Below are 25,558 nucleotides of genomic sequence, written 5' to 3'. Positions count from 1 at the left end.
ACGCGCCGCCGCCCGCCCGCCGTGTCGCCCCGGGGGCGCTCCCCGGGCCCCTTGGTCCGTCGCTACGCTCGTCGCTCGACCGGCAGATATCCGACGATCTCCGACGAAGGGGACCCGGGTGTCCACACCTCCCACCGCGCCCGGCCGGCGCGTCGGGCGCGGCCTGTGCCCCGTGGCCGTCCCCCTCGTCGCCGCCCTCCTCACCCTGCCGTCGGCCACCGCCGCCCGCGCTCCCGCCCCGCACGACGACCGCCGCACCGTCGCGCCCGACGCCCTGCCCGGTGGCGGCCGGGCGCGCCGGGAACCGCCGGCCCCGGTGGCCGAGCGGGGCCGGCCGGTGGCCGTGGACGCCTCCGGGCAGGTCTCCGCGAGGCGCACCCCGCCGGGCGGCACCCCCGGCGGCGGTCCGGAAAAACTACTTGCACCGGCCCGTTAGACTGCCTCCCATGGCAGTTCTCCTTTGGGTTCATTAGACGGCGCAGCCCGCTCTCGGACCGTCCCGTCCAATCCGCCGTCTTCCTGCCCTGGAGCTTTTTCCGTGATCACCGCCTCCGGCCTCGAGCTGCGCGCCGGCGCCCGCGTCCTCATCGAGTCCGCTTCCTTCCGCATCGCCAAGGGCGACCGCATCGGCCTCGTCGGCCGTAACGGCGCCGGCAAGACCACCCTCACCAAGGTGCTGGCCGGCGAGGGCATCCCCGCCGCGGGCTCGGTCACCCGCGGCGGCCAGGTCGGCTATCTGCCGCAGGACCCGCGCACCGGCGACATGGACGTGCTCGCCCGCGACCGCATCCTGTCCGCCCGCGATCTGGACACCGTGCTGCGCAAGATGCGCGAGAACGAGGACCGGATGGCCAACGGCAAGGGCGCCACCCGCGAGAAGGCGATGAAGAAGTACGAGCGCCTGGAGACCGAGTTCCTGACCAAGGGCGGGTACGCCGCCGAGGCCGAGGCCGCGACCATCGCCGCCAGCCTGGGCCTGCCCGACCGCATCCTCGGCCAGCCGCTGCACACCCTCTCCGGTGGCCAGCGCCGCCGCGTCGAGCTGGCCCGGATCCTCTTCTCGGACTCCGACACCCTGCTGCTCGACGAGCCGACCAACCACCTCGACGCCGACTCCATCGTCTGGCTGCGCGACTACCTCAAGACCTACCGCGGCGGCTTCATCGTCATCTCGCACGACGTCGACCTGGTCGAGACCGTCGTGAACAAGGTCTTCTACCTCGACGCCAACCGGTCGCAGATCGACGTCTACAACATGGGCTGGAAGCTCTACCAGCAGCAGCGCGAGGCCGACGAGAAGCGCCGTAAGCGCGAGCGGGCCAACGCCGAGAAGAAGGCCGCGGCGCTCAACTCCCAGGCCGACAAGATGCGGGCCAAGGCCACCAAGACCGTCGCCGCGCAGAACATGGCCAAGCGCGCCGACAAGCTGCTCGCCGGCCTGGAGGCGGTGCGCGCCGCCGACAAGGTGGCCAAGCTGCGCTTCCCGGATCCGGCGCCGTGCGGCAAGACCCCGCTGACCGCCGAGGGCCTGTCGAAGTCCTACGGCTCCCTGGAGATCTTCACCGACGTCGACCTGGCCATCGACAAGGGCTCCCGGGTCGTCATCCTGGGCCTGAACGGCGCGGGCAAGACCACCCTGCTGCGCCTGCTGGCCGGCGTCGAGCAGCCCGACACCGGCGAGGTCCGCCCCGGCCACGGCCTCAAGCTCGGCTACTACGCCCAGGAGCACGAGACCCTGGACCCGGACCGCACGGTCCTGGAGAACATGCGCTCGGCCGCCCCGGACATGGACCTGGTCGCCATCCGCAAGACGCTCGGCTCGTTCCTGTTCTCCGGGGACGACGTCGACAAGCCCGCCGGGGTGCTCTCCGGCGGCGAGAAGACCCGGCTCGCCCTGGCGACGCTGGTCGTCTCCTCCGCCAACGTCCTGCTGCTCGACGAGCCCACCAACAACCTCGACCCGGCCAGCCGCGAGGAGATCCTCGGCGCGCTGCACACCTTCACCGGTGCGGTGGTCCTGGTGACGCACGACGAGGGGGCGGTGGACGCGCTGCAGCCCGAGCGCATCATCCTGCTGCCGGACGGCGTCGAGGACCTGTGGGGCCAGGACTACGCGGATCTGGTCGCGCTGGCCTGACCGGTGCGGCGGCCCGGCGCAGGAGTCGCGCGGGGCGGTCGGGGCGATGGGATCAAGCCCGCATGGATCATTCGGCCGACGTGTGATCCATCATCTGAGTGAGAACGGCTCGTACATCGGCGAGTCTGCGGCATCCGGCCGGGTCCATGGGGCCCGGCCGATGCTTTTTTCGGCCATATGCCGTCTGACCTGCGGCTTCTCACGGTGCGCCGCGACCGAGTGACTCTCGGAAAGACCGGAATGAGAGGTTCAGCCCCCGCCGGCCGGGTGTCCGCCGACGAAGGATGTCGCACCGAACCTTGTGGAATGGGTGGCCAGGAAGCCGGGGAGGGGTGATCATGAGAGTCCAGAGCGCACTTCCCACGAGGAGGCACGGGTGGCCGAGACTCTGAAGAAGGGCAGCCGGGTGACCGGCGCCGCGCGCGAGAAGCTCGCGGCAGACCTGAAGAAGAAGTACGACTCCGGTGCGAGCATCCGGGCGCTGGCCGAGGAAACCGGCCGCTCCTATGGATTCGTGCATCGGATGCTCAGTGAATCCGGTGTGAACCTGCGCGGTCGCGGTGGAGCCACAAGGGGCAAGAAGGCCGCCTCGGCCTGACGGCCGCGCCTTTGGGTACCGCGGTGTCCCCCCGGTCGACCAAGCCGTCGACCGGGAGGTTACCGTTCAGTCACTTACGCACGCAGGTGCGGCTGGCTGACTCGGAGGCGCTCATGACTCTGCTCGACAAGGACGGCGTGCGGCTCGACGTGGACGGTGATATCGCCACGGTGACCCTCGCCAACGCGGCCAAGCGCAATGCGCAGTCGCCCGCCATGTGGCGGGCGCTGGCCGAGGCGGGTTCGCTGCTGCCGGGAAACGTCCGGGTCGCGGTGCTGCGCGGTGAGGGCAGGTCCTTCTCCGCCGGCCTGGACCGGCAGGCGTTCACGCCCGAAGGCTTCGACGGCGAGCCGTCGTTCATCGATATGGCGCGCGGCACGGACAGCGCACTGGACGCCACGATCGCCGAGTACCAGGAAGCGTTCACCTGGTGGCGGCGGAACGACCTGGTGTCCATCGCCGCCGTGCAGGGGCACGCCATCGGCGCGGGCTTCCAGCTCGCCCTCGCCTGCGATCTGCGGGTGGTCGCGCAGGACGTGCAGTTCGCCATGCGCGAGACCAGTCTGGGGCTCGTACCGGACCTGACCGGCACCTACCCCCTGGTCGGGCTGGTGGGCTACGCCCGGGCGCTGGAGATCTGCGCCACGGGGCGCTTCGTGCACGCCGAGGAGGCCGAGCGGATCGGCCTCGCCAACCTCGTCGTGCCCGGGGACGAGCTCGACGCCGCGGTGGCCGACCTGGCGGCCGCGCTCACCGCCCCGCCCCGGGACGCCGTCATCGAGACCAAGGCCCTGCTGGCCGGCGCCGCCGGCCGTACGTACGAGGAGCAGCGCATCGCCGAGCGGGCCGCCCAGGCGCGCCGGCTGCGTGATCTCGCGGGCGTGGGGGAGTAGCACCGGGCGCGTGCCGGCGTGCGCGGCCGGCCGGGCGGCCCGCAGGCTCCCGTCCGGCCGCGGCCTGCCGGGTACCGCTTCGCCGGTACCACCCCGTTCAGTCCCGCTCCACGGCCGTGACCAGCACCGCGACCGTCGACGGCGCGGCCGGCGCGGCCGCCACCGCCTCCCGTACGGCGTGCGCGACGTCCAGCGCGCGATGACCGGCCGCGACCGCCAGCTGGACCAGCGCATGGCCCTCGGCCAGCCGCACCGGACGCGACGGCCCGCCGAGCGCCGGCGCCAGCCGGGCCACGCCCGCCACCCCCCGCGCGACGACGGCGATCCCCGCCGGACCCTCCTGCGTCGCACCGGTCCGGTCGCCCGCAGCGGGAGCGGCCACCGGGGGCTCGGGGCGGGGCGCGTGCGGCGTGGGGGCCGCCTCCTCGCCCGCCTCCAGCAGCCCGCTCACCCGCAGATCCACCACGCCCACCACCAGCCCCAGGTCCTGGACGGCCGCCTCCAGCAGCGCCGCGCGGACCTGGTCGGCGACGGCGGGCAGCGGCCGGTCGGCGACCGCGGTGAAGTCCGCCTCGATCCGCAGCGGGCCCGGCGGCAGCGCGCTCAGCGGCGCGGGCACCGCGGGTTCGGGCGCGTGCCCGGGGTCGGCGACCGACAGCCGCAGTGTGCCGATGCGCACCCCGGCCGGGGTCGCGGCGCCCGCGCGCAGCGCCCCCGCGGCCGCCCGCTCGGTGATCCAGGACCCGTCCGCGGGCCCGCCCAGCGGCAGCACCCGCCCGATCCCGAGCTGCTGCCGCACCGCCTGCGACAACTGGTTCGCGCTCACCGCGCACCCCTTTCTGGGCAGGAGCCCCGGCCCGTCCCGTGCGACGTCCCCAGCCTGCCGCAGACCGGCCCGTACGGCAGGCCGGTGTGCCCGGCGGCGCCGTGGGGGCACTCTGCTGCCACATCCCCGGAGCGGTCCCGGGGCACCCGGCCTAGTGTGGTGATCGAAGCGGGCGGCCCGCTTCTCCCCGCGGAAAGGGACACACGGCGATGAGCGAGAGCCAGCAGCACGCAGAGGGGGCCAGGACACCGGTCAAGAGGGGTGGCGGCGACCCCGCGTCCCGTGGGCGCACCACCATCGCCGACGGTGTCGTGGAGAAGATCGCCGGTCTCGCGGCCCGGGACGTCGTCGGGGTGCACGCCATGGGCAGCGGCCTGGCCCGTACGCTCGGCGCCGTACGCGACAAGGTGCCCGGTGGCGGCGGCCGTTCGGCCACCGCGACGCGCGGGGTGAAGGCCGAGGTCGGCGAGGTGCAGACCGCGCTGGACCTGGAGATCGTGGTCGACTACGGCGTCGCCATCGCCGATGTCGCGCGGACCGTCCGGGAGAACGTCATCGCCGCCGTGGAGCGGATGACGGGCCTGGAGGTCGTCGAGGTCAACATCGCGGTCAGCGACGTCAAGCTGCCCGACGAGGCGGACGAAGAAGAGGAAGCCGAACCGCGGCTCCAGTGAGCGGGCCCGACCGGAGCGGCAGCGAAGGAGCGCACGATGAGCATGGCCGTGGTCGGCCTTTTGGCCGGTATGGCGCTGGGCTTCGCCGGATACTTCGGCGGCTTCGGCGCCTTCGTGGTGGTGGCGGCGCTGGGCCTGATCGGCTTCGTGGCCGGCAAGTTCCTGGACGGGGACCTGGAGGCCGGCGACTTCTTCCGCACCCGCAGCAGCGACCGCGACGACCGGCGGCGGTGAGGCCGGGTGGCGACGGGGCCCGTGCCGGCCGCTGCCGCTGACGTACCGGCGGGCGAGCGCGGCGCGACCAGCATCGCGGACCGGGTGGTGGCGAAGATCGCCGCGCAGGCCGCGCGGGAGGCGCTGCGCACCGAGTCCCCGCACGGTCGTACGGACGCGCATGCGACGGTGACCGTCCACCGGCGCGAGGACCGGGAGCACCTCGGCGAGGCCCGGGTACGGGTCGCGGTGGAGCTGGGCTACCCCTCGGACATCGGCGCCCAGTGCCGCCTGGTGCGTCGTCATGTCACCGAACGGGTGACGGCGTTGGCGAGCATGGCGGTGCCCGAGGTGGCGGTGGAGGTCGAGCGGCTGCGCTCACCACTGCTGGAAGGCAGGGGCCGGGAGAGGGTGCGATGAGCGACGACGCCGCCGAACCGGCGGACACCCGGCGACTGTCCACCCTCGGCGATCAGCCGCCCGACCAGCCGCCCGACAAGGCGCCGGGAGCGGACGACGGGCCGACGCCCGGGGCCTTCGACGACGGCCGGACCGGGCGCTGGTGGTCCGCCCGCCGGGTGCCGGCCGCCGTGGTCGCGCTGGTCCTGCTGGGCGCCGCGGGCCTGCTGCTCTACGACGTGGCCGCGGTGCGCGCGCACCGCCCCGCGATGGCCTGGCGCCGCTGGCTCGCCCGCCAACTGGACACCGTCCCCCTCGACGACCCCTGGCTCCTGGCCGCCGCCGCGCTGGCGGTGGTCCTCGGCGTCTGGCTGATCGTGCTGGCCGTCACCCCCGGTCTGCGCCAGGTGCTGCCGATGCGGCCCGCCGCCCCGGGCGTCCGGGCCGGCCTGGACCGGGCGGCCGCCGCACTGGTGCTGCGCGACCGCGCCATGGAGGTCGCCGGGGTCCAGTCCGTACGGATGACCGTCGGCCGCCGCAGGGCCAAGGCGCACGCCGTCTCGCACTTCCGCGCGCTGGACGAGGTCCGCGCCGACCTCGACACCGCGCTCGGCGACGGCCTGCGACAGCTGGGCCTGGCCCACGGGCTCACGCTGACCGTGCACGTCCGGCGCCCGAAGAAGAGGTGAGCGCGATGCGCCAGGTCCGCAGGACGGCCAACCGGGTGCTGATCGGCCTGGCCGGTGTGCTGCTGCTCGGCACCGGCGGGCTGGTGCTGCTCGGCGGGCTCGGCCTGCCCGCGAAGTGGCATCTGGACCTGCCCGCCGGATGGCCCTGGCCCGGCCCCGAGGGCGTGCTGCTCTCCGCGCACCAGCGCACCCGCTGGACGGACCAGGGCTGGTGGTGGCCGGTCGTCATCGCCGCCCTGGCCGTTCTCGTCGTGCTGCTGCTGTGGTGGCTGCTGGTCCAGCTGCGCCGGCACCGGCTGGACGCGATCCTCGTCGACAGCGGCGACGGCGAGGGCGCCCTGCTGCGCGGCAGGGCCCTGGAGGGCGTCCTCGTCGCCGAAACGGAGTCCCTGGAGGGCGTCGAACGGGCCGCTGTCCGGCTCACCGGCCGCCGTGGCGAGCCCCGGGTCCGCGCCGTGCTGGCCCTCGCACCGCACGCCGACCCGGGGACCGTCCTTCTGCGCCTGTCGGACGAGGCGGTGGCCCACGCCCGCCGCTCCGCCGGGCTCGACCGGCTGCCGGCGAAGGTCCGCCTGCAGGCCGTCAAACACCGGGCGGAGCGGGTCAGTTAGCCACCCCCCAGCGCCCGCCCGCTCAGAAGCTGCGCCGGGAACCGCCGTCCACCGGCACCATCACACCGGTGACGTACGAGGCCGCCGGCGACAGCAGGAAGGCGGCGGCGCGGCCGAACTCCTCGGGCTTGCCGTAGCGGCCCAGCGGGATCGCGGCGGAGTTGCGGGCGCGGGAGCCCTCGGGGTCGCCGGAGAGCGCGTCGAGCTGGGTCATCCGGTCGGTGGCGATCCGGCCGGGGAGCACACCGACGACGCGGATGCCGCGCGGGCCCAGCTCGTTGGCGAGCGACTTGGCGAAGCCGGCGAGGCCGGGGCGCAGGCCGTTGGAGATGGTCAGGCCGCTGATCGGTTCGTGCACCGAGCTGGAGAGCACAAAGCCGATCACCCCGCCCTCGTCGAGTTCGGCGGCGGCGGTGCGGGCCAGCCGCACCGCGCCGAGGAAGACCGTCTCGAAGGCGGACTGCCACTGGTCGTCGGTGTTGTCGGCGGTGGTGCCGGGCGCCGGTCCGCCCACGCTGATCAGCACGCCGTCCAGGCGGCCGAAGCGCTCGCGGGCCGCCGCCACCAGGCGCGCCGGGGCGTCGGGGTCGGCGTTGTCGGCCGCCGCCCCGAGGGCCCGCTCGCCCAGTTTCGCGGCCGCGGCCGCCGCGCTCTCCTGGGTGCGTCCGGTGATCACGACGTTGGCGCCGTCGGCGGTCAGCTCCTGGGCGGCGGCGAAGCCCAGGCCGCGGGTCGCTCCGGTGACGATGTACGTCCGGTCGGTGAGTCCAAGGTCCATGGCCCTAGTGTGCCGGTGTCCCGTCCAGCAGGCCGAAGGCGGTCCCCACCAGGCCGATATGGCTGAAAGCCTGCGGGAAGTTGCCCAGTTGGCGGCGCGCCACCGGGTCGTACTCCTCGGAGAGCAGCCCCACGTCGTTGCGCAGCGCCAGCAGCCGTGCGAACAGCTCGTCGGCCGCCGCCCGCCGGCCGCTCAGCGCCAGCGCGTCGACGAGCCAGAACGAGCAGGCCAGGAACGCGCCCTCACCGCCCGGCAGCCCGTCGACCGACCCGCCCTCGGTGCTGTAGCGGCGCAGCAGCCCGTCCTGCGACAGCTCCCGGCGCACCGCGTCGATGGTGCCGGTCACCCTCGGGTCGTCCCCCGGCAGAAAGCCGACGCGGGGGATCAGCAGGGTCGCGGCGTCCAGTTCCGCGGAGCCGTAGTACTGGGTGAAGGCGCCGCGCTCGGCGTCGTAGCCCCGCTCGCACACCTCCCGGTGGACGTCGTCGCGCATCGCCCGCCACCGGTCGAGGTCCCCGCCCAGATGGGGTGCGGCCTCCATCGCCCGCACCGCCCGGTCGGCCGCCACCCAGGCCATGACCTTGGAGTGCACGAAGTGCCGGCGCGGCCCGCGGATCTCCCACAGCCCCTCGTCGGGGTCGCGCCAGGTGGACTCCAGGTAGTCCACCAGCGCCCGCTGGATGCTCCAGGCGTGCGGCTCGGCCGGCAGCCCGGCCGTGCGCGCGATGTGGAAGGAGTCGATCACCTCGCCGTAGACGTCGAGTTGGCGCTGTTGCACGGCGGCGTTGCCGATGCGTACGGGCGCGGAGCCGGCGTATCCGGTCAGCCACGGCAGTTCGGACTCCGGCAGCCGACGCTCACCGGCCAGTCCGTACATGATCTGCAGATCGTCGGGGGCGCCGGCCACCGCCCGCAGCAGCCAGTCCCGCCAGGCGCCGGCCTCGTCCAGATACCCGGCCTGGAGCAGCGAGTCCAGGGTGAGGCTGGCGTCGCGCAGCCAGCAGTAGCGGTAGTCCCAGTTGCGGACGCCGCCCAGTTCCTCGGGCAGCGAGGTGGTGGGGGCCGCGACGATGCCGCCGGTGGGCGCGTAGGTCAGGGCCTTGAGGGTGATCAGCGAGCGGATCACGGCCGCGCGGTGCGGGCCGCTGTAGCGGCAGCGCGCGGACCACGCGTGCCAGTCCTCCAGGGTGTCCCGCAGCGCCTCGAACGGTTCGATCTGGGTCGGCCGGGGCTCGTGCGAGGGGTGCCAGGTCAGCACGAACGCGGCGCGCTCGCCCTCGGCGACGGTGAAGTCCGAGCGGGTGCTGAAGTCCTTGCCGTAGGTACTGCCTTGGGAGGGGGTGCGCAGCCAGACGGAGTCCGGCCCGGCGATCGCGACCCGGCAGCCCTGGGCGGCCCGCACCCAGGGCACCACCCGCCCGTAGTCGAACCGCAGCCGCAGCACCCCGCGCATCTCGACGCGGCCGTCGAGGCCCTCGACGATCCGTACGACATCGGGTGCGCGGTCGCGCTGCGGCATGAAGTCGGTGACCCGGACCCGGCCCTCGGGGGTGTGCCAGACGGTGTCGAGGATCAGCGAGTCGCCGCGGTAGGAACGCTCGGCGCGGGCCTCGGGGGACCGCGGTGAAAGCCGCCAGTGGCCGTTGTCCTTGCCGCCGAGGAGGGCGGCGAAGCAGGCGCCGGAGTCGAAGCGGGGCAGGCACAGCCAGTCGATCGAGCCGTCCCGGCCGACGAGTGCGGCGGTCTGCAGATCGCCGATGAGCGCGTAGTCCTCGATGCGTGGGGGCATTCAGCGGCTCTTCCCACCGGGTGCGTGCGCTACTCGGCGGTGACGGCTGTCCGGGCTACGCCGTGGCGTCCGCCGACTCCCGGGCGGTCCCGGCTTCCGGGGCCTGACCGCTCTCGGGGGCTTCCTCGGCCTCGCCGGCCTTCTTCGCCGCGGCCGCCGCGCGGTCGCGGCGCTCGCGGCGTACGAGGATCACCCAGCCGACCGGTACCGCGCCCGCGAACAGCCACCACTGGATCGCGTACGCCATGTGCGGGCCGATGGAGTCGTGGTCCGGCTCGGGCACCAGCTCCGGGCCGCCCGGCTGCTTGGGGCCGGTCTGCTCGATGTAGCCGCCGAGCATCGGCCGGCCGGTCCGCTTCGCCTGCTCCGTGCTGTTGATCAGCATGACCTGGCGGGCGGGCAGGCCCTTGGTGTCCTTGATGCCGCTGGCCTCGGTGGTCTCGTCGGCCATCATCCGGCCGGTCACGGTGACCTTGCCCTTGGGGGCGGCGGGGACGTCCGGGAACTTGGTGAGGTCGTTGCCCGCGGAGATCCAGCCGCGGTTGACCAGGACGGCGTCGCCGTCGCCGAGGACCAGCGGGGTCAGGACGTAGTAGCCGATGCTCTGCTCGTCGGCGGCGGTGCGCTGGCGGACCACGACCTCGTGGGCGGTGTCGTAGGTGCCGGTGGCGGTGACCGTGCGCCACATCTCGCGCCGCGGCAGGTCCCGGCCGGGAGCGGTCAGGTCGGTGACCGGCACCGGCTCGGCGGCCAGGCTGGCGGCGATGAGCTGGTTCTGCGCCACCTTGTGCTCATGGCGGTGCAGCTGCCAGTAGCCCAGCTTGATCATGACGGGGATCAGCACGAGACCCACGAGGGTGAGGATCACCCACTGCCGGGACAACAGGAAGCGGTACACGGCTTCGACGGTACCTGGGGCACCGCGGCCGCCGAGCCCGGGGTCCCCCCGGCGGTCGCCGGGGGAGGGACGGCCCGCCGTTCAGACCCGGTCGACGATCCCCACCCTCCCGTCCGAGCGGGCGCAGTGGGCGCCGCAGTACCACTTGCCGTCGGCCTCGACGCCCTGGCCGATGATCTGGACCCGGCAGTGCTCACAGATCGGCGCCATGCGGTGGATGGCGCAGGAGAAGCAGTCGAAGACGTGCACCGCACCCTGCGCGTGCACCTCGAACGTCATCCCGTAGTCGTTTCCGCAGACCTCACAACGTGCCATGCGCCACAGGGTGCGGGCGGGCCCCGCGCGGGGCGAGGCGCCGGCGGGTGTGTTGGGCCGGCTTCACCCGGAAGCAGGCGGCGCCGCGCGGCCGGCCGGCCGCACGTCCTGCAGCAGCTGCATGAACGCCGCCTCGTCGATCACGACCGTGCCGTACGCGGCGGCCTTGCTGGTCTTGGAGGTCTGGGCGTCCGGATCGTTGGTCACCAGCAGGCTGGTCAGCCGGGACACGCTCGTCGCGACATGCAGCCCGGCCTCGATCGCCCGGTCCTCCAGCAGCTCGCGGTCCACCGAGGTGTCGCCCGAGAAGGCGACCCGCATCCCCTGGACGAGCGGGCCGCCGGCCTCGTAGCGCCCCGGATTGGGGTACGGGCAGGCCGGGCGCTTACGGGACGGCCGCCAGGACGTCGGGCGGTACGACGAGGCGGCGGGGCGCTGCCGGGGCGCGGGGGCGTCCGACCACTCCGTCAGCGGCTGGCAGCTCAGCAGCGGCAGCCGCAGATTCTCCCGCGCGGCCCGCCGCAGACTGGGGCGGAACGCCTCGGCCAGCACCCGGGCGTCGTCCAGCGCGTGGTGGGCGCGCTGCTGCACGACGCCGTAGTGCGCGGCGAGCGACTCCAGCTTGTGGTTGGGCAGCGGCAGTCGCAGTTCCTTGGAGAGCGCGATCGTGCACAGCCGCTGGCGCACCGGGGCGGTGGCCGCGGCGCGGGCGTACTCACGGGCGATCATCGACCAGTCGAACATGGCGTTGTGCGCGACCAGCACCCGGTCCTGAAGGCGCTCGGACAGCTGCGGCACGATCTCCGGGAAGAGCGGCGCGTCGTCGAGCACGGCGCTCGTCAGGCCGTGGATCCACACCGGTCCCGGATCGCGCTGCGGATTGACCAGGGTGTACCAGTGGTCCTCGACCTCGCCCTGCGCGTCGAGTTGGTACACGGCCGCGGAGATGATCCGGTCGTCGCGGGCCAGCCCCGTGGTCTCCACGTCGACCACCGCGTATCCCTGGGGATACCCGGACGGCCAGGGAGCCGGCGGCGTCTGTGGGCCCGCCTGCTGCCCGATCTTCGGCGCGATCGGGCCGGCTGCTGCCATGGGGTCTTCGAGCATGGTCCCTGAGGATACGGGCCGCCACTGACAGCCACCGAACCGCCGTCGGCCACGAGGGCCCGCGGCATGGTTGTTGACGGCCCGACCGGCCGGCCCCGGGGTGCCGTCCTCGCCCGTCCGGGGTCGGGAACGGGGGCCTTTCGCGGAACAGGGCGGAGCGTCAGGACGCGGGGCCGGCGGGCCGCCCCGGCGGGGCCCCGGGCTCCCCGGCCGCGAGCAGCGAGGCCACCACCGCCTCCAGCGCGACCACGAACAGTCGCTCCGTGTCGGCCGGCGCGGCCAGCGCGCGGGCCAGCGCCGGATCGTGGCCGGCGGCGGGGGAGTCCCACAGCTCGCCCTCGCTGGGATGCTGCTCGGGTGACCGCTCCCGGGCGCGCTCGACCAGTACGAAGCCGACGACCTGGAACTGGACGGCGCGCACCGCCTCGGCGGCGGCCCGCCCGCGCAGCCCCGCGGTGTGCACCTCGCGGACCAGTGCCTGTTGCGCGGGCAGGAACATCCGCTCCGTCAGCCCGCGTTCGTGCACCATCGCGATCAGCTGCGGCCGCTCGCGCAGCGCCGTGCGCAGGCCGCGGGCGACCGAGACGATGCGCGCGTGCGGGGTCCGCCCGATGGGGTGGATCTCGCCCATCTCCCGGACGGTGCGGGCGACGAGCGCGTCCAGCAGGGACTCGCGGTTGCCGACGTGCCAGTAGATGGAGGTGACGGCGGTGCCCAGCTCCGTGGCGAGCCGGCGCATGGTCAGCGCGGCCGGGCCGTGCGCCCGGACCAGCCGGGCGGCCGTGTCCAGAACCTCTTCGCTGGTCAGCGCGGTACGTGTCATGCCCCCCACTTACCCTTTCAACTCCCTTTCCCGCAAGGCTCTTTACCCTTCGACCGGCACGATGTAACAGTGTTACAGGCGGGCGCCGCACCCGGCGCCGGCCACGGCGCCCGCACCTCGACCGGCCGTAGGACCCCGCACGTCAACCCCCGCAAGTCACCCACGACGAAGGGCGGTACGACATGGCACGCATACGCTACGGAGCGCGCACCGAGGCGGAGATCGCCGCGGCGCGCACCGCCGCCGCCGAGCTCCCCGACATCTGGTCCACCGGCGTGGTCGCCGTCTGGGAGAGCGATCCGGACGCGGTCGCGGCCGTCCTGCCGCCGCCGCTGAAGCCCACCGGCCGCCCGCTGGTCCGGGCCGCCATCAGCGCGGTGGACCTGCCCGGCTACCCCCTGGGCGCGGGCTCGGTCGCCGTCGCGGCCGCGCACCACGGCGTCGAGGGCTGGTATCCGCTGGTCATGCCGATGACCCACGAGCGGGCGCTGATCGGCGGCCGGGAGGTCTTCGGCGAGCCCAAGAAGCTGGGCGAGGTGACGGTCGAGCGCGACGGGCTCACCGTGCGCGCCGCGCTGGCCCGGCACGGCATCGCCTTCGTCGAGGTGCGCGGCGCCGTCAGCGGCGGCCTGCCCCTTCCGGAGCCGTCGCAGAAGACGGACTTCTACTTCAAGTTCCTCCCGGCGGTGGACGGTTCGGGCTTCGACGCGGACCCGGCCCTCGTGCACTGCCTGCGCGAGGAGAAGGTCAGGAAGCTGGAGCGGATCACGGGAGACGTCGTCCTGCGGGAGTCGATGTACGACCCGGTCGCCGACCTCCCCGTGCGCACCCTGGTGGAGATCACCCTCGGCGAGAAGACCACGGACCAGAAGGGCCGGATCGTCGAGCGGGTCGACGCCCGGGCCCTGCTGCCGTACATCCATCAGCGCTACGACGACCCGCGGCAGATCCTCGACGGCCCGCCCGAGGGGAGCGCCTGACATGGAGCTGCGACCGGGGCAGGTCGCCGTCGTCACGGGCGCGGCGAGCGGTGTCGGGCTGGCCATGGCGCGGCGGTTCGCGGCCGACGGCCTGAAGGTGGTGCTCGCCGACGTCGAGCGGGGCGCCCTTGAGAGCGCGGCCGACGGGCTGCGGGCGGACGGGGCGAGTGTGCATGCGCGCGTGGTCGACGTGGGGGAGCGCGACCAGGTCATGGCGCTGGCCGAGGACACCTACGCCACGTTCGGCGCCTGCCATGTGCTGTGCAACAACGCGGGCGTCGGCTCCGGCGCCGAGGGCCGGATGTGGCAGCACGAACCCAACGACTGGAAGTGGGCGTTCGCGGTCAACGTGTGGGGCGTCTTCCACGGCGTCCAGGCGTTCGTCCCCCGCATGATCGCGGGCGGGGAGCCGGGCCATGTCGTCAACACCTCGTCGGCGGACGGCGGCATCGCCCCGCTGCCCACCGCCTCGGTGTACGCGGTCACCAAGGCCGCCGTCGTGACGATGACGGAGTCCCTGTACGCGCATCTGAGGGCCGAGCGGGCACGGGTGGGTGCCTCGGTGCTCTTCCCCGGGCCGCACATGCTGCGGACCGGCCTGTGGGAGTCGCACCGCAACCGCCCCGACCGGTACGCCAAGCAGCGGCCCCGCAAGACCCCCTACCGCAGCCTCGACCAGTGGGAGGCCGCGATGAAGGAGGCCGGGCACGAGGTCGAGTTCACACCGGTCGAGCAGGTCGCGGACCTGGTCGTCGACGGCATCGCCGCGGACCGCTTCTGGCTGCTGCCCGACAGCGAGCACAGCGACCGCCAGATCCGGGACCGGTCGCGGTCGATGCTGGACCGGGCGAACCCGGCGTATCTGGAGAGCTTCATTCTCGACTGAGGACCGAGGGACGTGAGCATGAGCAACCAGGACCCGTACCTGATCATCTCCTCCGACTGCCATGCCGGACTGCCCACCGAGGAGTACCGGCCCTATCTGGAGCGCCGCTTCCACCGCGCCTTCGACGAGTTCCTCGGCGAGCGGGACGCCCGCCGCGCGGAGGCGACCCGCCTGGGCATCCGCAACGACGCGTTCGCCGCCAAGTGGTTCGAGGACAACGAGGAGGGCCTGCGCGGTGGCTGGGACCCCGCGCAGCGCCTCAAGGAGCTCGACGGCGACGGGGTGGCCGCCGAGGTCGTCTTCCCCGACGCGGACGCCGTCGACAGCCGGACCGCCGCGCCCTTCGGGGTGGGACTCGGCCTCTCCGGCGACCAGGACCCCGACCTCGGCATGGCCGGCGCCCAGGCGCACAACCGCTGGCTCGCCGACTTCGTCTCCCGACACCCCGAACGGCACTGCGGCGTCGCCCTGCTGCCCATCACCGCCGACCCGGCGAAGGTCGTCGCCGAGGTGCACCGGGCCAAGGAGTCGGGGCTCGGCGCCCTGATGATCCCCTCCATGTGGGTCGACCACGACCCGTACCACGCGCGGCGCTACGACCCCGTGTGGGCGGCGGCCGCCGATTGCGGGATGCCGGTCGTGACGCACTCGGGCGCGGCGCCCCGCCACGAGTACGGGGACCACCTCGGCATCTATGTCAGCGAGGTGACCTGGTGGCCCGCCCGGCCGCTCTGGTTCCTGCTGTGGTCCGGTGTCTTCGAGCGCCACCCGGGGCTGCGGTTCGGCATCGCCGAGTCGGGCTGCTGGTGGCTGCCGAACCTGCTGTGGTTCATGGACCGCCTCTACCTGGGCGCCCACGGCGGCAAGAAGCTGTCCCCCTTCGCCGAGCTCAAGCGCGCTCCGCACGAGTACCTCGACCGGCAGGTCTTCGTCTGCGCCACCAACACCAAACGCCGCGAACTCGCCCAGCGCTACGAGATCGGCGTCGACAACATCCTGTGGGGAAGCGACTTCCCGCATCCGGAAGGGACCTGGCCCCACACCCGCGCCTGGCTGCGCGACACCTTCCACGACATCCCGGTCGCCGAGACCCGGCGGATGCTGGGCCTGGCCGCCGCCGAGGTCTTCGGCTTCGACACCGAGCGCCTGGCCCCGCTCGCGGCCCGCATCGGCCCGACCCCGGCCGACCTCGGCCAGGACGCCGACCAGAGCGCCGTGGAGGCCTCCTGGGCCCGTTCCCGCGAGGCGGGCCGGCACTGGCTCACCGGCCACGACTTCCCGACCCTGGGGGTGGCCCCGTGACCACCTCCGAGGACCGCTACACGGTGATCTCGGCGGACTGCCACGCGGGCGCCGATCTCCTCGACTACAAGCCGTACTTGGAGGCGAAGCACCACGACGCCTTCGACGCGTGGGCGGCCACCTACGTCAATCCCTACGAGGACCTGCTCGCCGACACCGCCGACCGCAACTGGAACTCCGCCCGGCGGCTGGCGGAGCTGGAGGCCGACGGCATCGTCGCCGAGGTCGTCTTCCCCAACACCATCCCGCCGTTCTTCCCCAGCGCCTCGCTGATGGCCCCGGCGCCCACCCGAGCGGAGTACGAGCGGCGCTGGGCGGGCCTGCGCGCCCACAACCGCTGGCTCGCCGACTTCTGCGCCGACGCCCCGGGGCGCCGGGCCGGCGTCGCCCAGATCCTCCTCAACGACGTCGACGAGGCCGTACGGGAGGTCCGCCGCACCAAGGAAGCCGGCCTCACCGGCGGCGTCCTGCTCCCCGGCACACCCCCCGGCTGCGGCCTGCCCGAACTCCACTCCGAGGTGTACGACCCCCTGTGGGCCGTCTGCGCCGAGCTGGAGGTCCCCGTCAACCACCACGGCGGCTCGGCCTCCCCGCCCCTCGGCGACGAACCCGCCGCCCGCGCCGTCTTCATGGTCGAGACGACCTGGTTCTCGCACCGCGCCCTGTGGCACCTGATCTTCGGCGGTGCCTTCCGCCGCCATCCGGGCCTGCGCCTGGTCCTCACCGAGCAGGGCTCCGGCTGGATCCCCGGCGTCCTGGGCATGCTGGACTACTACCACGGCCGGCTGGTGGCCGCCGCGTCCCGGGCCGCCACCGCCGAGTCCAAGTTCGGTGCCGGCCTGGCCGCGAGCATGGGGGCCTCGCCGGGCAGCGTCTGGCGCGAGCGCTGCTACGTGGGCGCCAGCTTCATGCGCCCCCACGAGGTCCCGCTCCGCCACCGCATCGGCCTCGACAAGATCATGTGGGGCAGCGACTACCCCCATGACGAGGGCACCCACCCGTACTCCCGCGAGGCCCTCCGCCTCGCCTACGCGGGCCTGCCACCCGACGAGATCGCCCCGATGCTCGGCACCAATGCCGCCCGGGTCTACGGCTTCGACCTCGCCCGCCTCGCCCCGATAGCCGCCCGTGTCGGCCCCACGCACGGCGAACTCTCGGTGCCCCTGGAAGAGATCCCCCCGGACGCCACCAGCCCGGCGTTCGCCCCGGGCGGTTCGGTGCGGGTGTGGTGAGGCGGGGGCCGGTCGCACAGCGCCGCGTCGGGTTCAGACGGACACGTCGGCCGCCGAGGAGCCGAGAACCCGGGCCGTCTGCGGGAGTTCCTCCACCGAGCCGTCCTCGCCCCTGCGCACCCGGTGCAGGGTGGCCCCGGGCGTACGGGTGACGACCTCGGTGAGGCGGCCGTGGGTGAACAGTCCGGCGGCGCCGTCGTCGACCGCCCACCCTCCGGGAAGCGCACGGTCGTTGACGGCCGTCAGGTAGCCGGGGCGGCGCCGGGGCTCGCTGTCGTAGTGCGGGCACAGGCTGCCGGGCAGCAGTCCCAGCCCGTCGGCGAGCGGTGCCGGCGGGCCGAAGGAGTCCGAAAGCGCGCTCTGGAACCAGCAGCACGCGCCCGCGCTGATGCCGCACAGCAGCACTCCGGCCCGGTACGCCTCGCGCAGCACCGCGTCCAGGCCGTGCAGCCGCCAGACGGCGAGCATGTTGGCGGTGTTGCCGCCCCCGACGTAGACGACGTCCTGCGCGAGGACGAACGCCCGCAGATCGGACACCGACCGCCGGAACAGCTCCAGATGGCTCGCCTCGCAGTCCCGTGCGCCGAACGCGGCGTGGAACTTCTCGATGTACCCCGGTGCGTCGCCGCTCGCGGTGGGCACGAAGCACACCCGGGGCCGTGCCCGCCCGGTGGCGGCCAGTACGTAGTCGTCCAGGAGCGTGTCGGGATCGTCGGAGAAGCCGCCGCCGAGCAGGGCGATGGTGGGTGCGGTGGTCATCGGGCCTCGCCTTCCGTCGTCGTGGCCGCGCCTGCGGCAGGACGGAAAGCTACCGGCGGTACGCCGTGCCGGGCAGCTGACATCACGTCTCACATACTTCTGAGTAACAACCCCTAGCGGCACTCCTGTCACCGCCCTTATGGTGCGGAGCATGCCGCACCTGCCCGATGTCGTGTTGTGGTCCGTACCCGCCTTTGTCCTGCTCACCGTGGTCGAGATGGTGAGCTACCGCCTGCATCCCGACGAGGACGCGGCCGGCTACGAAGCCAAGGACGCGGCCACCAGCGTCGGCATGGGACTGGGCAGCCTCGTCTTCGACGCGCTGTGGAAGATCCCCATCGTGGCGATCTACGCCGCGGTCTACGAACTCACCCCGCTGCGCGTGCCGGTGCTGTGGTGGACGCTGCTGCTGATGCTGCTCGCCCAGGACTTCTTCTACTACTGGTCGCACCGCGGCCACCACGTCATCCGCATCCTGTGGGCCTGCCATGTGGTGCACCACTCCAGCGAGAAGTTCAACCTCACCACCGCCCTGCGGCAGCCCTGGACGACCTGGACCGTCTGGCCGTTCTACGTCCCGATGGTCGCCCTCGGCGTGCATCCGGCCGCGATCGCCTTCACCTCCGGCGCCAACCTGGTCTACCAGTTCTGGGTGCACACCGAGCGGGTCGGCAAGCTGCCGCGGCCCTTCGAGTTCGTCCTCAACACGCCCTCCCACCACCGCGTCCACCACGCCTCGCAGGGCGGCTACCTGGACCGCAACTTCGGCGGGATCCTGATCATCTGGGACCGGATGTTCGGCTCGTTCGTCCCCGAGACCGAGCGGCCCGTCTACGGCCTCACCAAGAACATCAAGACCTACAACCCGCTGCGGGTGGCCACGCACGAGTACGCCGCCATCGCCCGCGACGTACGGGCCGCGGACAGCTGGGGCGAGCGCGCCGGACGGGTCTTCCGCGGACCGGGCTGGCAGCCGGCCGGGCGGCAGACGACCCGACCGGCCGACCGCACGGCGCCCGCCTCGGTCGAGGAGCCCGTGACGTGACGCCGCGCTGGCCGGCCGGCGTACGGCCGCTGTCCGTGGTGTTCGCCGCGCTGGCCGTCGTGCATCTCGGGGCGCTGCTCGCGGGAGCCGCCACCGTCGAGCACCTCACCAAGCCCGCGCTGATGCCGGTCCTCGCCGGATACGTGCTGGCGCGCGGCGGCCCCACGCTGCTGGCCGGCGCGCTGCTGTTCGGCTGCGGCGGAGACACCTTCCTGCAGATCGGTGGTGACCTGGTCTTCCTGGTGGGCATGGGCTCGTTCGCCGCCGGGCACCTGTGCTACCTGCTGCTGTTCGCCCGCCACGGAGCGGGACCCGGCCCCGGGCGGCGGGGGCGCACCGCCGCGCTCACCGCCGGGTACGCCGCCGCGCTGGTCGGGACCGTGGCCCTGCTGTGGCCCGGTCTCCCGGCCGAACTGCGGATCCCGGTCGCCGGCTACAGCCTGCTGCTGACCGCGATGGCCTTCGGGGCGCTGCGCGCCGGCCCCTGGGCCGCGGCCGGCGGACTGCTCTTCCTGCTCTCCGACACCTTGATCGCGAGCGGTATCGCCCACTGGCCGCAGCTGCCCGCCCCCCAGTTCTGGATCATGGTCACCTACACCGCCGCCCAGTGCGCGCTGACCGCCGGCGTACTGCGGTCCGCCGCCACCACGGCACCACGGCCCCCGTCCCGGCACACCCAAGACGTCCCGGCGGCCGGCGTCGCGTAGCCGGCGGACTTGAGTCTCCCCCCGTGGGAGACCCGACAGTGGACGGCATGTACGAGGACGGCACAGGCCCACTGACCATCGGCGCGCTGGCGCGCCTGACCGGCGTCCCGGTCAAGACCATCCGGAACTGGTCCGACCAGGGCCTGCTGCCGCCCGCCGCCCGCACCCCCGCGGGCTACCGGTTGTACGGCGGCGACGCCCCGGCCCGCCTGGAGATCGTGCGCAGCCTGCGCGAACTGGGCATCGGGACGGCGGCGATCCGCTCCGTACTGCGGCGCGAGCGCACCCTCGCCGAGACGGCGACCCAGTGGGCGGACGCGCTGGACGCGCAGATCTGCACCCTGCGGCTGCAGTGCGCCGTACTGCGCACGGTGGCCGAGCGGGACAGCGCAGCAGAGGAGCTGCCCCATATGACCGAACTGGCCCGCCTGTCGGCCGGCGAACGCCGCCGGATCATCGCGGACTTCCTGACGGACGCCCTCGACGGCGTACCCGACTCCGCCTACCGCAGCGGTCTGCTGGCCGCCGTCCCCGACCTGCCCGACGCACCCACCCCCGACCAGCTCGGCGCCTGGGTCGAACTGGCCGCCCTGGTCCGCGAGCCGGAGCTGCCGGTCGCGCTGCGCCGGTTGGCCGAGTACAGCGCGCGCACCGCGCCGGAAGGCGGCGGCGCGGAAGCCGAAGCGGCCGCCGTACGCGTCGCCGAGCTGATGCGTGCGCGCGCCGAGGAGGCCGTCGCGGCCGGTCTGGCCCCCGACTCCCCGGCCGCCGGGCCGGTCGTCGCCGAACTGGTCGCCGCCTGGCTCCCCACCCAGGCCGGCACCGCCGAGGCGCCCACCGAGGACGGCCCGGCCGCCCGCGCCCGGCTGCTGGAGCAGCTGCGGACCGCGTCCGAGCCGTCCGTCGAGCGCTACTGGCAGCTGCTGTGCGCGGTCACCGGCAAGCCCGCCCCGCCCGACTGGGGCCCCGCGGGCACCTGGACGGCCGCGGCCCTGCGCGCCCACCTCCGGCCGCTGGAGGTCGACCGCTCGGCGTTCGAGGAGACCGATCCGCAACGGGTGCTGTACGCCTACGAACAGGTGACCCGTGACGTCGGCGCCCTGGTGGCCGCCGTACGGCCGGCGGACCTCGCGCTGCCGACGCCTTGCGCGCACTGGAGCGTGGCCCGGCTGCTGGACCACATGGTGTGGGAGAACCTGATGGCCGCCTCGATCGCCGAAGGCGCCCCGCGCGCCGACCACACCGCCGACCACCTCGGCGACGACCATGTCGCCGCCTTCGCAAACTCCGCGCGCGCCGCCCTCGCCGCGTTCACCGACAGCGGGATGCTGCAGCGCCGCTACGGGCCCCACGACGCACCCGGCGCGATGATCGTCCAGCAGGTCGTGGTGGAACTCCTCGCCCACGGCTGGGACTTGGCGAGGGCACTGGGCGCCCCGACCGGCCTCGCGCCGGAGGTCGCCGAGGAGACCCTCGCGGCGGCGCACCGGATCTACGGGGCCGCGCCGCGCACCGAGGGCGGATCGTTCGCGCCCGAGCGCCCGGCCGCGCCCGGGGCGTCCGCCACCGACCGGCTCGCGGCCTTCCTCGGCCGCGAGCTGCCCCCGGCCGGGCTCGGCTGACGCGACGGCCCGTACGCAGCGCCCGGCACACCGTCTCGGCCGGTGTGCCGGGCAGGGCGCGCGGTTACTTCTTCACCGCGTCCAGGGCATCGACGATGCCGTAGCCGAAGTGGCTGTTGACGTGCTTGGTGCCGGTGCAGGTCGCGTCACCCGTGGGGCAGCCGGGGTTGTCCGCCTGCTGCTTGAGGAGCCACTGCAGCTCCTGCGGGCCGGACTTGGGGTGGGCGCTCTTGAGCAGCGCCGCGACGCCCGAGACGTGCGGGGACGCCATGGAGGTGCCGGCCAGGTAGGCCCAGTCGCCGCCCGGCATGGTGGAGAGGATGTTGCCGTTCTTGGCGGGCAGCTCCGGAACCTGCTTGGAGTCGCCGCCCGGTGCGGCCACATCGATCTGGCCGAGCCCGTAGTTGGAGTAGCCGGACTTGAGCTTGTGCACACCGGTCGCCGCGACCGTCACCGTGCCCGGAAGCTGGGTGGGCACATCCCAGCAGGTCTTCGGGTTGATGGTGCGCTCGACGGGGGTGGAGTCGTTCGGGCTGCTGGCGTCGGGGAGCTTGGCGGCTCCCAGATCCAGGTCGGAGTTGCCCGCGGCGGCGATGTTGATCGCGCCCTTGCGCTGGGCGTAGCTCGCCGCACGGCCGACCGCGTCAACGATGGCGGCCTGGTCGGCGTCATCCTTGCAGTTGAACATCCACGGGTCGACGTAGTAGCTGTTGTTGGTGACCTCGACACCGTGGTCGGCCGCGAAGACGAAGGCGCACACCACGCTCTCGGCGTAGAACAGGCTCGTCTCCGGCTCGCTGACCTTGATCGCGGAGACCTTCACGCCCGGGGCGACGCCGGCCACGCCGGTGCCGTTGCGGGCCGCGGCGATCGTGCCCGCGACATGGGTGCCGTGGTAGTCGCTGCTGGGGTCCCAGGGGCGCCAGGCCCCCTTGGACGTGTCGGCCACGCCGCCGACGCAGTTGGCGGACTGCTTCGCGGAGAAGTTGGCCTTCAGGTCCGGGTGGGTGTCGTCCACGCCGGTGTCGATGACGGCGACGGTGACGCCCCTGCTGCCGGGGTTCACCTGCGCGGCCTTGTCGGCCTTGATGGCGGGCAGGTCCCACTGCAGCGGCTCCAGCGGCTCCTGACCGTTCGCCTTCGCCGCACTGCCGGCCGCCTTGAGCTGCGACTTCGACAGATCGATCTTCTGCGGCTTGCCGACGTCGGTGGTGCCCGAGGCCTTCAGGGGCGCGGTGCGGCTGGCGCCGGCGGTCTGCACGCCCGGCACCGTCCGTATGGTGGCGGCGAACTGCGGGTTCGCCGAGTGGACGACGATCACGCCTATCTGCTCATGGGCGACGATCACCTTCCCGCCGGCCTTGGCTATCGCCTTCTCCACCTTGCCGACGGTGGCATGGCCGGGCGTGGTGTTCACGACGTACGACAGCAGCGGGCCGTCGGCCTGTGCGGCGGCCGGGACGGAGTCCTGGGGCGCGGCGGTGGCCGCGTTCGGGAGGAAGCCGAGGGACGCCGTCAGAGCCAGCCCGAGCGGTACGGCCAGCGCCCGCATGCGTCTGGATCGGGGATGTGCCATGGGGGTTCTCCACATCATCCGTGAGACCGCCCGTACGCGGGTTTGCGCACGGGCGGATGCAGTGAGACGTGAAGTTATCGGCGATCACTGACGCGCAGCAATGGAACGGGGAGAAAACCTGTCAGGAGTGGTGAATTGATGTGCCGTCAGCCGCGGTTCGCACGCGGGCGCGGGGCCCGGCGGGCAGTGGCGCCCCGTCAGTCGCCGCGTCAGTCGCCGCGGCGCAGCGTGGCGATGCTCAGCAGCGGCAGCGGGATCCGCGGGCCGTACCAGCGGCGCGCGGCCGGGGCGGTCTCCGGGCGCGGCCTCGACGGGGTGGCGGTGAGCGGCACCGGCAGCCGGACGCTGCCGTAAGGGCGCCGGCGGGGAGCGGGTGGCTGCGGGGCCTGCTGGGGCGGCGGGTTCACATCCGGCTCAACGAATCGCCCCCCGCGCGGTGGCGGTCGCCGCGGCCATTCCCCCGATTTTTCCTCGGGGATTCAACCAACGCCCCTCTGTCGGATCGGGTGGCACGGCCCTACCATGCGTGATCAACATCACTTACGCGGGCTTTACGTCGACCGGGCCCCCCGTGCGGACCCGGCGCCCCAGCCCCGCACCAGCCGCCCCCTCGCGTCAGGAGATTCCGTGAGCGCCGCACCCACCACCGATCCGGGGACGCATGAGCCGCCCGACTACCTCCAGGTGCAGTCGAGCGCGGAATTCAACGAACTCCGCAGCGCGCACCGCTCGTTCGCCTTCCCGCTGACCGTCGCCTTCATCGCCTGGTACCTCGGGTACGTACTGCTGTCGAGCTACGCCGGCGGCTTCATGGCCACCAAGGTCCTCGGCAACGTCAACGTCGCCTTCGTGCTCGGCGTCGCCCAGTTCGTGACCACCTTCCTCATCGCCTGGTGGTACTCCCGGCACGCCGCCACCAAGCTCGACCCCAAGGCCGAGGCCATCAAGTCCCGTCTGGAGGGCGACGCATGACCCCCGCTCAGCAGCCGCTCGCGCTCCAGCTCGCGGCCGGCGGCGCGGGTGAGCACCGCGCCCTGATCATCACCCTCTTCGCGGTCTTCGTCGCCGCCACCCTCGGCATCACCGTCTGGGCCGGCCGGCAGACCAAGGGCGCGGAGGACTTCTACGCCGGCGGCCGGCAGTTCAGCGGCTTCCAGAACGGCCTGGCCATCTCCGGCGACTACATGTCCGCCGCGTCCTTCCTCGGCATCGCCGGCGCCATCGCCCTCTTCGGCTACGACGGCTTCCTGTACTCCATCGGATTCCTCGTCGCCTGGCTCGTCGCGCTGCTGCTGGTCGCCGAACCGCTGCGCAACTCGGGCCGGTTCACCATGGGCGACGTCCTCGCCTACCGGATGCGCCAGCGCCCGGTCCGCACGGCCGCGGGCACCTCCACCATCATCGTCTCGATCTTCTACCTGCTCGCCCAGATGGCGGGCGCCGGCGCCCTGGTCACCCTGCTGCTGGGCATCACCAGCGAGGCCGGCAAGATCCTCGTCGTCGTGCTCGTCGGCATCGTGATGATCCTCTACGTCAGCATCGGCGGCATGAAGGGCACCACCTGGGTGCAGATGGTCAAGGCCGTCCTGCTGATCGCCGGCACCCTGCTGATCACGTTCCTGGTGGCGCTCAAGTTCCACTTCAACCTCTCCGCGCTGCTCGGCGCCGCCGCGGAGAACAGCGGCAAGGGCTCCGCCTTCCTGGAGCCCGGCCTCAAGTACGGCGCCACCGCCACCTCGAAGATCGACTTCATCTCGCTGGGGATCGCGCTCGTCCTGGGCACCGCGGGCCTGCCGCACATCCTCATCCGCTTCTACACCGTCCCCACCGCCAAGGCCGCCCGTAAGTCCGTGAACTGGGCGATCGGCATCATCGGCGTCTTCTACCTGATGACCATCGCGCTGGGCTTCGGCGCCGCCGCGCTCATCAAGCCCGAGACGATCACCACCTCCAACAAGGCGGGCAACACCGCGGCACCGCTCCTCGCGGAGGCGATCGGCGGCGGCGCCGGCTCCACCGGCGGCGCCATCCTGCTCGCCGTGATCTCCGCGGTGGCCTTCGCCACGATCCTCGCGGTGGTCGCCGGCCTGACCCTCGCCTCGTCCTCCTCCTTCGCGCACGACCTGTACGTCAACGTCATCCGCAAGGGCAAGGCCACCGAGAAGGAGGAGGTCGGCGCGGCCCGCTGGGCCACCGTCGGCATCGGCGCGGTCGCCATCGTGCTGGGCGTCTTCGCCCGCGGGCTGAACGTCGCCGGCCTGGTGGCGCTCGCCTTCGCGGTCGCCGCCTCCGCCAACCTCCCGACGATCCTCTACAGCCTGTTCTGGAAGCGGTTCACCACCCGCGGCGCGCTCTGGTCCATCTACGGAGGCCTCGTCTCCTCCGTCGTCCTGGTGCTCTTCTCGCCGGTCGTCTCCGGCAAGGAGACCTCCATGTTCCCCGGCGCCGACTTCGGCTTCTTCCCGCTGGAGAACCCGGGCCTGATCTCCATCCCGCTGGGCTTCCTGCTCGGCTGGCTGGGCTCGCTGCTGTCCAAGGAGGAGCCGGACGTCAAGAAGTTCGCCGAGCTGGAGGTCCGCTCGCTGACCGGGACCGGGGCGCACTAGCCGCGCACGGTGCGCGCGCACTGAGTCGTCCGTACAGGACCGGGGCGGGGGGGGGGGGGGAGTTGTAAAAAAATACACCCCCCCCCCACCCGG

Annotated in this window: 28 protein-coding genes; 18 read left to right on the top strand and 10 right to left on the bottom strand. The window is 73.2% G+C overall.

Features of this window, described 5'->3' with window-relative positions; genetic code table 11:
* Window positions 1-118: 118 nt before the first annotated feature.
* The 4 genes from ACFWZH_RS36005 (at window position 119) to ACFWZH_RS35990 (ending at window position 3,628) form a co-directional block, all read left to right on the top strand.
* A complete protein-coding gene (locus tag ACFWZH_RS36005) occupies window positions 119-436 on the top strand; it encodes a hypothetical protein (RefSeq protein WP_384441446.1) in 318 nt (105 codons plus the stop codon).
* A 102-nt stretch (window positions 437-538) separates the two neighbouring features.
* Window positions 539-2,137, top strand: a complete 1,599-nt coding sequence (locus ACFWZH_RS36000) for an ABC-F family ATP-binding cassette domain-containing protein (RefSeq protein WP_384441443.1) — start codon at window positions 539-541, stop codon at window positions 2,135-2,137.
* 376 nt (window positions 2,138-2,513) lie between these two features.
* Complete coding sequence (locus ACFWZH_RS35995; protein ID WP_384441440.1) at window positions 2,514-2,735, top strand: helix-turn-helix domain-containing protein; 222 nt, start codon at window positions 2,514-2,516, stop codon at window positions 2,733-2,735.
* A 113-nt stretch (window positions 2,736-2,848) separates the two neighbouring features.
* A complete protein-coding gene (locus ACFWZH_RS35990; protein WP_384441437.1) occupies window positions 2,849-3,628 on the top strand; it encodes an enoyl-CoA hydratase/isomerase family protein in 780 nt (259 codons plus the stop codon).
* Between the two features lie 97 nt (window positions 3,629-3,725).
* On the opposite strand, the gene ACFWZH_RS35985 is transcribed toward ACFWZH_RS35990, so the two are convergent.
* Window positions 3,726-4,454: a hypothetical protein gene (locus tag ACFWZH_RS35985; protein WP_384441434.1), complete on the bottom strand. Its 729-nt coding sequence runs from the start codon at window positions 4,452-4,454 to the stop codon at window positions 3,726-3,728.
* 209 nt (window positions 4,455-4,663) lie between these two features.
* Here ACFWZH_RS35985 and ACFWZH_RS35980 point away from each other — a divergent pair, with 209 nt between their 5' ends.
* The 5 genes from ACFWZH_RS35980 to amaP are packed head-to-tail and all read left to right on the top strand — an operon-like array spanning window position 4,664 to window position 7,040.
* Window positions 4,664-5,128: an Asp23/Gls24 family envelope stress response protein gene (locus ACFWZH_RS35980; RefSeq protein WP_384441431.1), complete on the top strand. Its 465-nt coding sequence runs from the start codon at window positions 4,664-4,666 to the stop codon at window positions 5,126-5,128.
* 36 nt (window positions 5,129-5,164) lie between these two features.
* Entirely contained in the window at window positions 5,165-5,362 is a 198-nt protein-coding gene (locus ACFWZH_RS35975; RefSeq protein WP_384441429.1) for a hypothetical protein, read from the top strand.
* 6 nt (window positions 5,363-5,368) lie between these two features.
* A complete protein-coding gene (locus ACFWZH_RS35970; protein ID WP_384441426.1) occupies window positions 5,369-5,761 on the top strand; it encodes a hypothetical protein in 393 nt (130 codons plus the stop codon).
* The gene (locus tag ACFWZH_RS35965; protein WP_384441423.1) at window positions 5,758-6,429 is read left to right on the top strand and encodes a DUF6286 domain-containing protein; all 672 of its coding nucleotides are present in this window, start codon (window positions 5,758-5,760) and stop codon (window positions 6,427-6,429) included. The genes ACFWZH_RS35970 and ACFWZH_RS35965 overlap by 4 nt, the downstream gene beginning before the upstream one ends.
* 5 nt (window positions 6,430-6,434) lie before the next feature.
* Window positions 6,435-7,040, top strand: coding sequence for an alkaline shock response membrane anchor protein AmaP (amaP, locus tag ACFWZH_RS35960; protein ID WP_384441464.1), 606 nt, complete (start codon window positions 6,435-6,437; stop codon window positions 7,038-7,040).
* A gap of 22 nt (window positions 7,041-7,062) precedes the next feature.
* On the opposite strand, the gene ACFWZH_RS35955 is transcribed toward amaP, so the two are convergent.
* The 6 genes from ACFWZH_RS35955 to ACFWZH_RS35930 all read right to left on the bottom strand — a co-directional run bounded on the left by ACFWZH_RS35955 (window position 7,063) and on the right by ACFWZH_RS35930 (window position 12,750).
* On the bottom strand, window positions 7,063-7,818 hold the full coding sequence (locus ACFWZH_RS35955; protein WP_384441420.1) for an SDR family oxidoreductase: 756 nt from the start codon (window positions 7,816-7,818) through the stop codon (window positions 7,063-7,065).
* Window positions 7,819-7,822: 4 nt separating this feature from the next.
* Window positions 7,823-9,607, bottom strand: a complete 1,785-nt coding sequence (locus ACFWZH_RS35950; protein WP_384441417.1) for a glycoside hydrolase family 15 protein — start codon at window positions 9,605-9,607, stop codon at window positions 7,823-7,825.
* Between the two features lie 55 nt (window positions 9,608-9,662).
* A complete protein-coding gene (locus ACFWZH_RS35945; RefSeq protein WP_384441414.1) occupies window positions 9,663-10,505 on the bottom strand; it encodes an SURF1 family protein in 843 nt (280 codons plus the stop codon).
* A gap of 81 nt (window positions 10,506-10,586) precedes the next feature.
* Window positions 10,587-10,820 (bottom strand): hypothetical protein, encoded by a 234-nt coding sequence (locus ACFWZH_RS35940; RefSeq protein WP_077192103.1) that lies wholly within the window; start codon window positions 10,818-10,820, stop codon window positions 10,587-10,589.
* Window positions 10,821-10,883: 63 nt separating this feature from the next.
* Window positions 10,884-11,927 (bottom strand): DEDDh family exonuclease, encoded by a 1,044-nt coding sequence (locus tag ACFWZH_RS35935; protein ID WP_384441409.1) that lies wholly within the window; start codon window positions 11,925-11,927, stop codon window positions 10,884-10,886.
* Window positions 11,928-12,087: 160 nt separating this feature from the next.
* Window positions 12,088-12,750 (bottom strand): TetR/AcrR family transcriptional regulator, encoded by a 663-nt coding sequence (locus ACFWZH_RS35930; protein ID WP_384441406.1) that lies wholly within the window; start codon window positions 12,748-12,750, stop codon window positions 12,088-12,090.
* 182 nt (window positions 12,751-12,932) lie between these two features.
* Between ACFWZH_RS35930 and ACFWZH_RS35925 the strand changes: the two genes are divergently transcribed.
* The 4 genes from ACFWZH_RS35925 to ACFWZH_RS35910 are packed head-to-tail and all read left to right on the top strand — an operon-like array spanning window position 12,933 to window position 17,150.
* Entirely contained in the window at window positions 12,933-13,730 is a 798-nt protein-coding gene (locus ACFWZH_RS35925) for an acetoacetate decarboxylase family protein (protein ID WP_384441403.1), read from the top strand.
* 1 nt (window position 13,731) lies between these two features.
* Complete coding sequence (locus ACFWZH_RS35920) at window positions 13,732-14,616, top strand: SDR family NAD(P)-dependent oxidoreductase (RefSeq protein WP_384441400.1); 885 nt, start codon at window positions 13,732-13,734, stop codon at window positions 14,614-14,616.
* Between the two features lie 18 nt (window positions 14,617-14,634).
* Window positions 14,635-15,918, top strand: coding sequence for an amidohydrolase family protein (locus ACFWZH_RS35915; protein WP_384441397.1), 1,284 nt, complete (start codon window positions 14,635-14,637; stop codon window positions 15,916-15,918).
* A complete protein-coding gene (locus ACFWZH_RS35910) occupies window positions 15,915-17,150 on the top strand; it encodes an amidohydrolase family protein (protein WP_384441394.1) in 1,236 nt (411 codons plus the stop codon). Before ACFWZH_RS35915 ends, ACFWZH_RS35910 begins: the two co-directional genes overlap by 4 nt.
* 33 nt (window positions 17,151-17,183) lie before the next feature.
* Here ACFWZH_RS35910 and ACFWZH_RS35905 read toward each other — a convergent pair whose 3' ends face one another.
* Window positions 17,184-17,909 (bottom strand): Type 1 glutamine amidotransferase-like domain-containing protein, encoded by a 726-nt coding sequence (locus tag ACFWZH_RS35905; RefSeq protein ID WP_384441391.1) that lies wholly within the window; start codon window positions 17,907-17,909, stop codon window positions 17,184-17,186.
* A gap of 151 nt (window positions 17,910-18,060) precedes the next feature.
* On the opposite strand from ACFWZH_RS35905, the gene ACFWZH_RS35900 reads away from it, so the two are divergent.
* The 3 genes from ACFWZH_RS35900 to ACFWZH_RS35890 are packed head-to-tail and all read left to right on the top strand — an operon-like array spanning window position 18,061 to window position 21,283.
* Entirely contained in the window at window positions 18,061-18,954 is an 894-nt protein-coding gene (locus tag ACFWZH_RS35900) for a sterol desaturase family protein (protein WP_384441388.1), read from the top strand.
* Window positions 18,951-19,661 (top strand): lysoplasmalogenase, encoded by a 711-nt coding sequence (locus ACFWZH_RS35895; RefSeq protein ID WP_384441385.1) that lies wholly within the window; start codon window positions 18,951-18,953, stop codon window positions 19,659-19,661. Before ACFWZH_RS35900 ends, ACFWZH_RS35895 begins: the two co-directional genes overlap by 4 nt.
* Before the next feature lie 23 nt (window positions 19,662-19,684).
* On the top strand, window positions 19,685-21,283 hold the full coding sequence (locus ACFWZH_RS35890; RefSeq protein WP_384441382.1) for a TIGR03086 family metal-binding protein: 1,599 nt from the start codon (window positions 19,685-19,687) through the stop codon (window positions 21,281-21,283).
* A 64-nt stretch (window positions 21,284-21,347) separates the two neighbouring features.
* Here the strand turns inward: ACFWZH_RS35890 and ACFWZH_RS35885 are convergent, their stop codons facing one another.
* On the bottom strand, window positions 21,348-22,859 hold the full coding sequence (locus ACFWZH_RS35885; RefSeq protein ID WP_384441379.1) for a S8 family serine peptidase: 1,512 nt from the start codon (window positions 22,857-22,859) through the stop codon (window positions 21,348-21,350).
* A 209-nt stretch (window positions 22,860-23,068) separates the two neighbouring features.
* A complete protein-coding gene (locus ACFWZH_RS35880; protein WP_384441376.1) occupies window positions 23,069-23,266 on the bottom strand; it encodes a hypothetical protein in 198 nt (65 codons plus the stop codon).
* Between the two features lie 220 nt (window positions 23,267-23,486).
* On the opposite strand from ACFWZH_RS35880, the gene ACFWZH_RS35875 reads away from it, so the two are divergent.
* On the top strand, window positions 23,487-23,831 hold the full coding sequence (locus tag ACFWZH_RS35875; protein WP_384441373.1) for a DUF485 domain-containing protein: 345 nt from the start codon (window positions 23,487-23,489) through the stop codon (window positions 23,829-23,831).
* On the top strand, window positions 23,828-25,465 hold the full coding sequence (locus ACFWZH_RS35870) for a cation acetate symporter (RefSeq protein ID WP_384441370.1): 1,638 nt from the start codon (window positions 23,828-23,830) through the stop codon (window positions 25,463-25,465). Before ACFWZH_RS35875 ends, ACFWZH_RS35870 begins: the two co-directional genes overlap by 4 nt.
* Window positions 25,466-25,558 lie beyond the last annotated feature (93 nt).

The sequence above is a fragment of the Streptomyces sp. NPDC059008 genome, assembly GCF_042749045.1.
In the GTDB taxonomy this organism is placed as follows: domain Bacteria; phylum Actinomycetota; class Actinomycetes; order Streptomycetales; family Streptomycetaceae; genus Streptomyces.
Note: the sequence above shows the minus strand (reverse complement) of the source record. Positions and strands in the feature narration are given on the sequence as shown.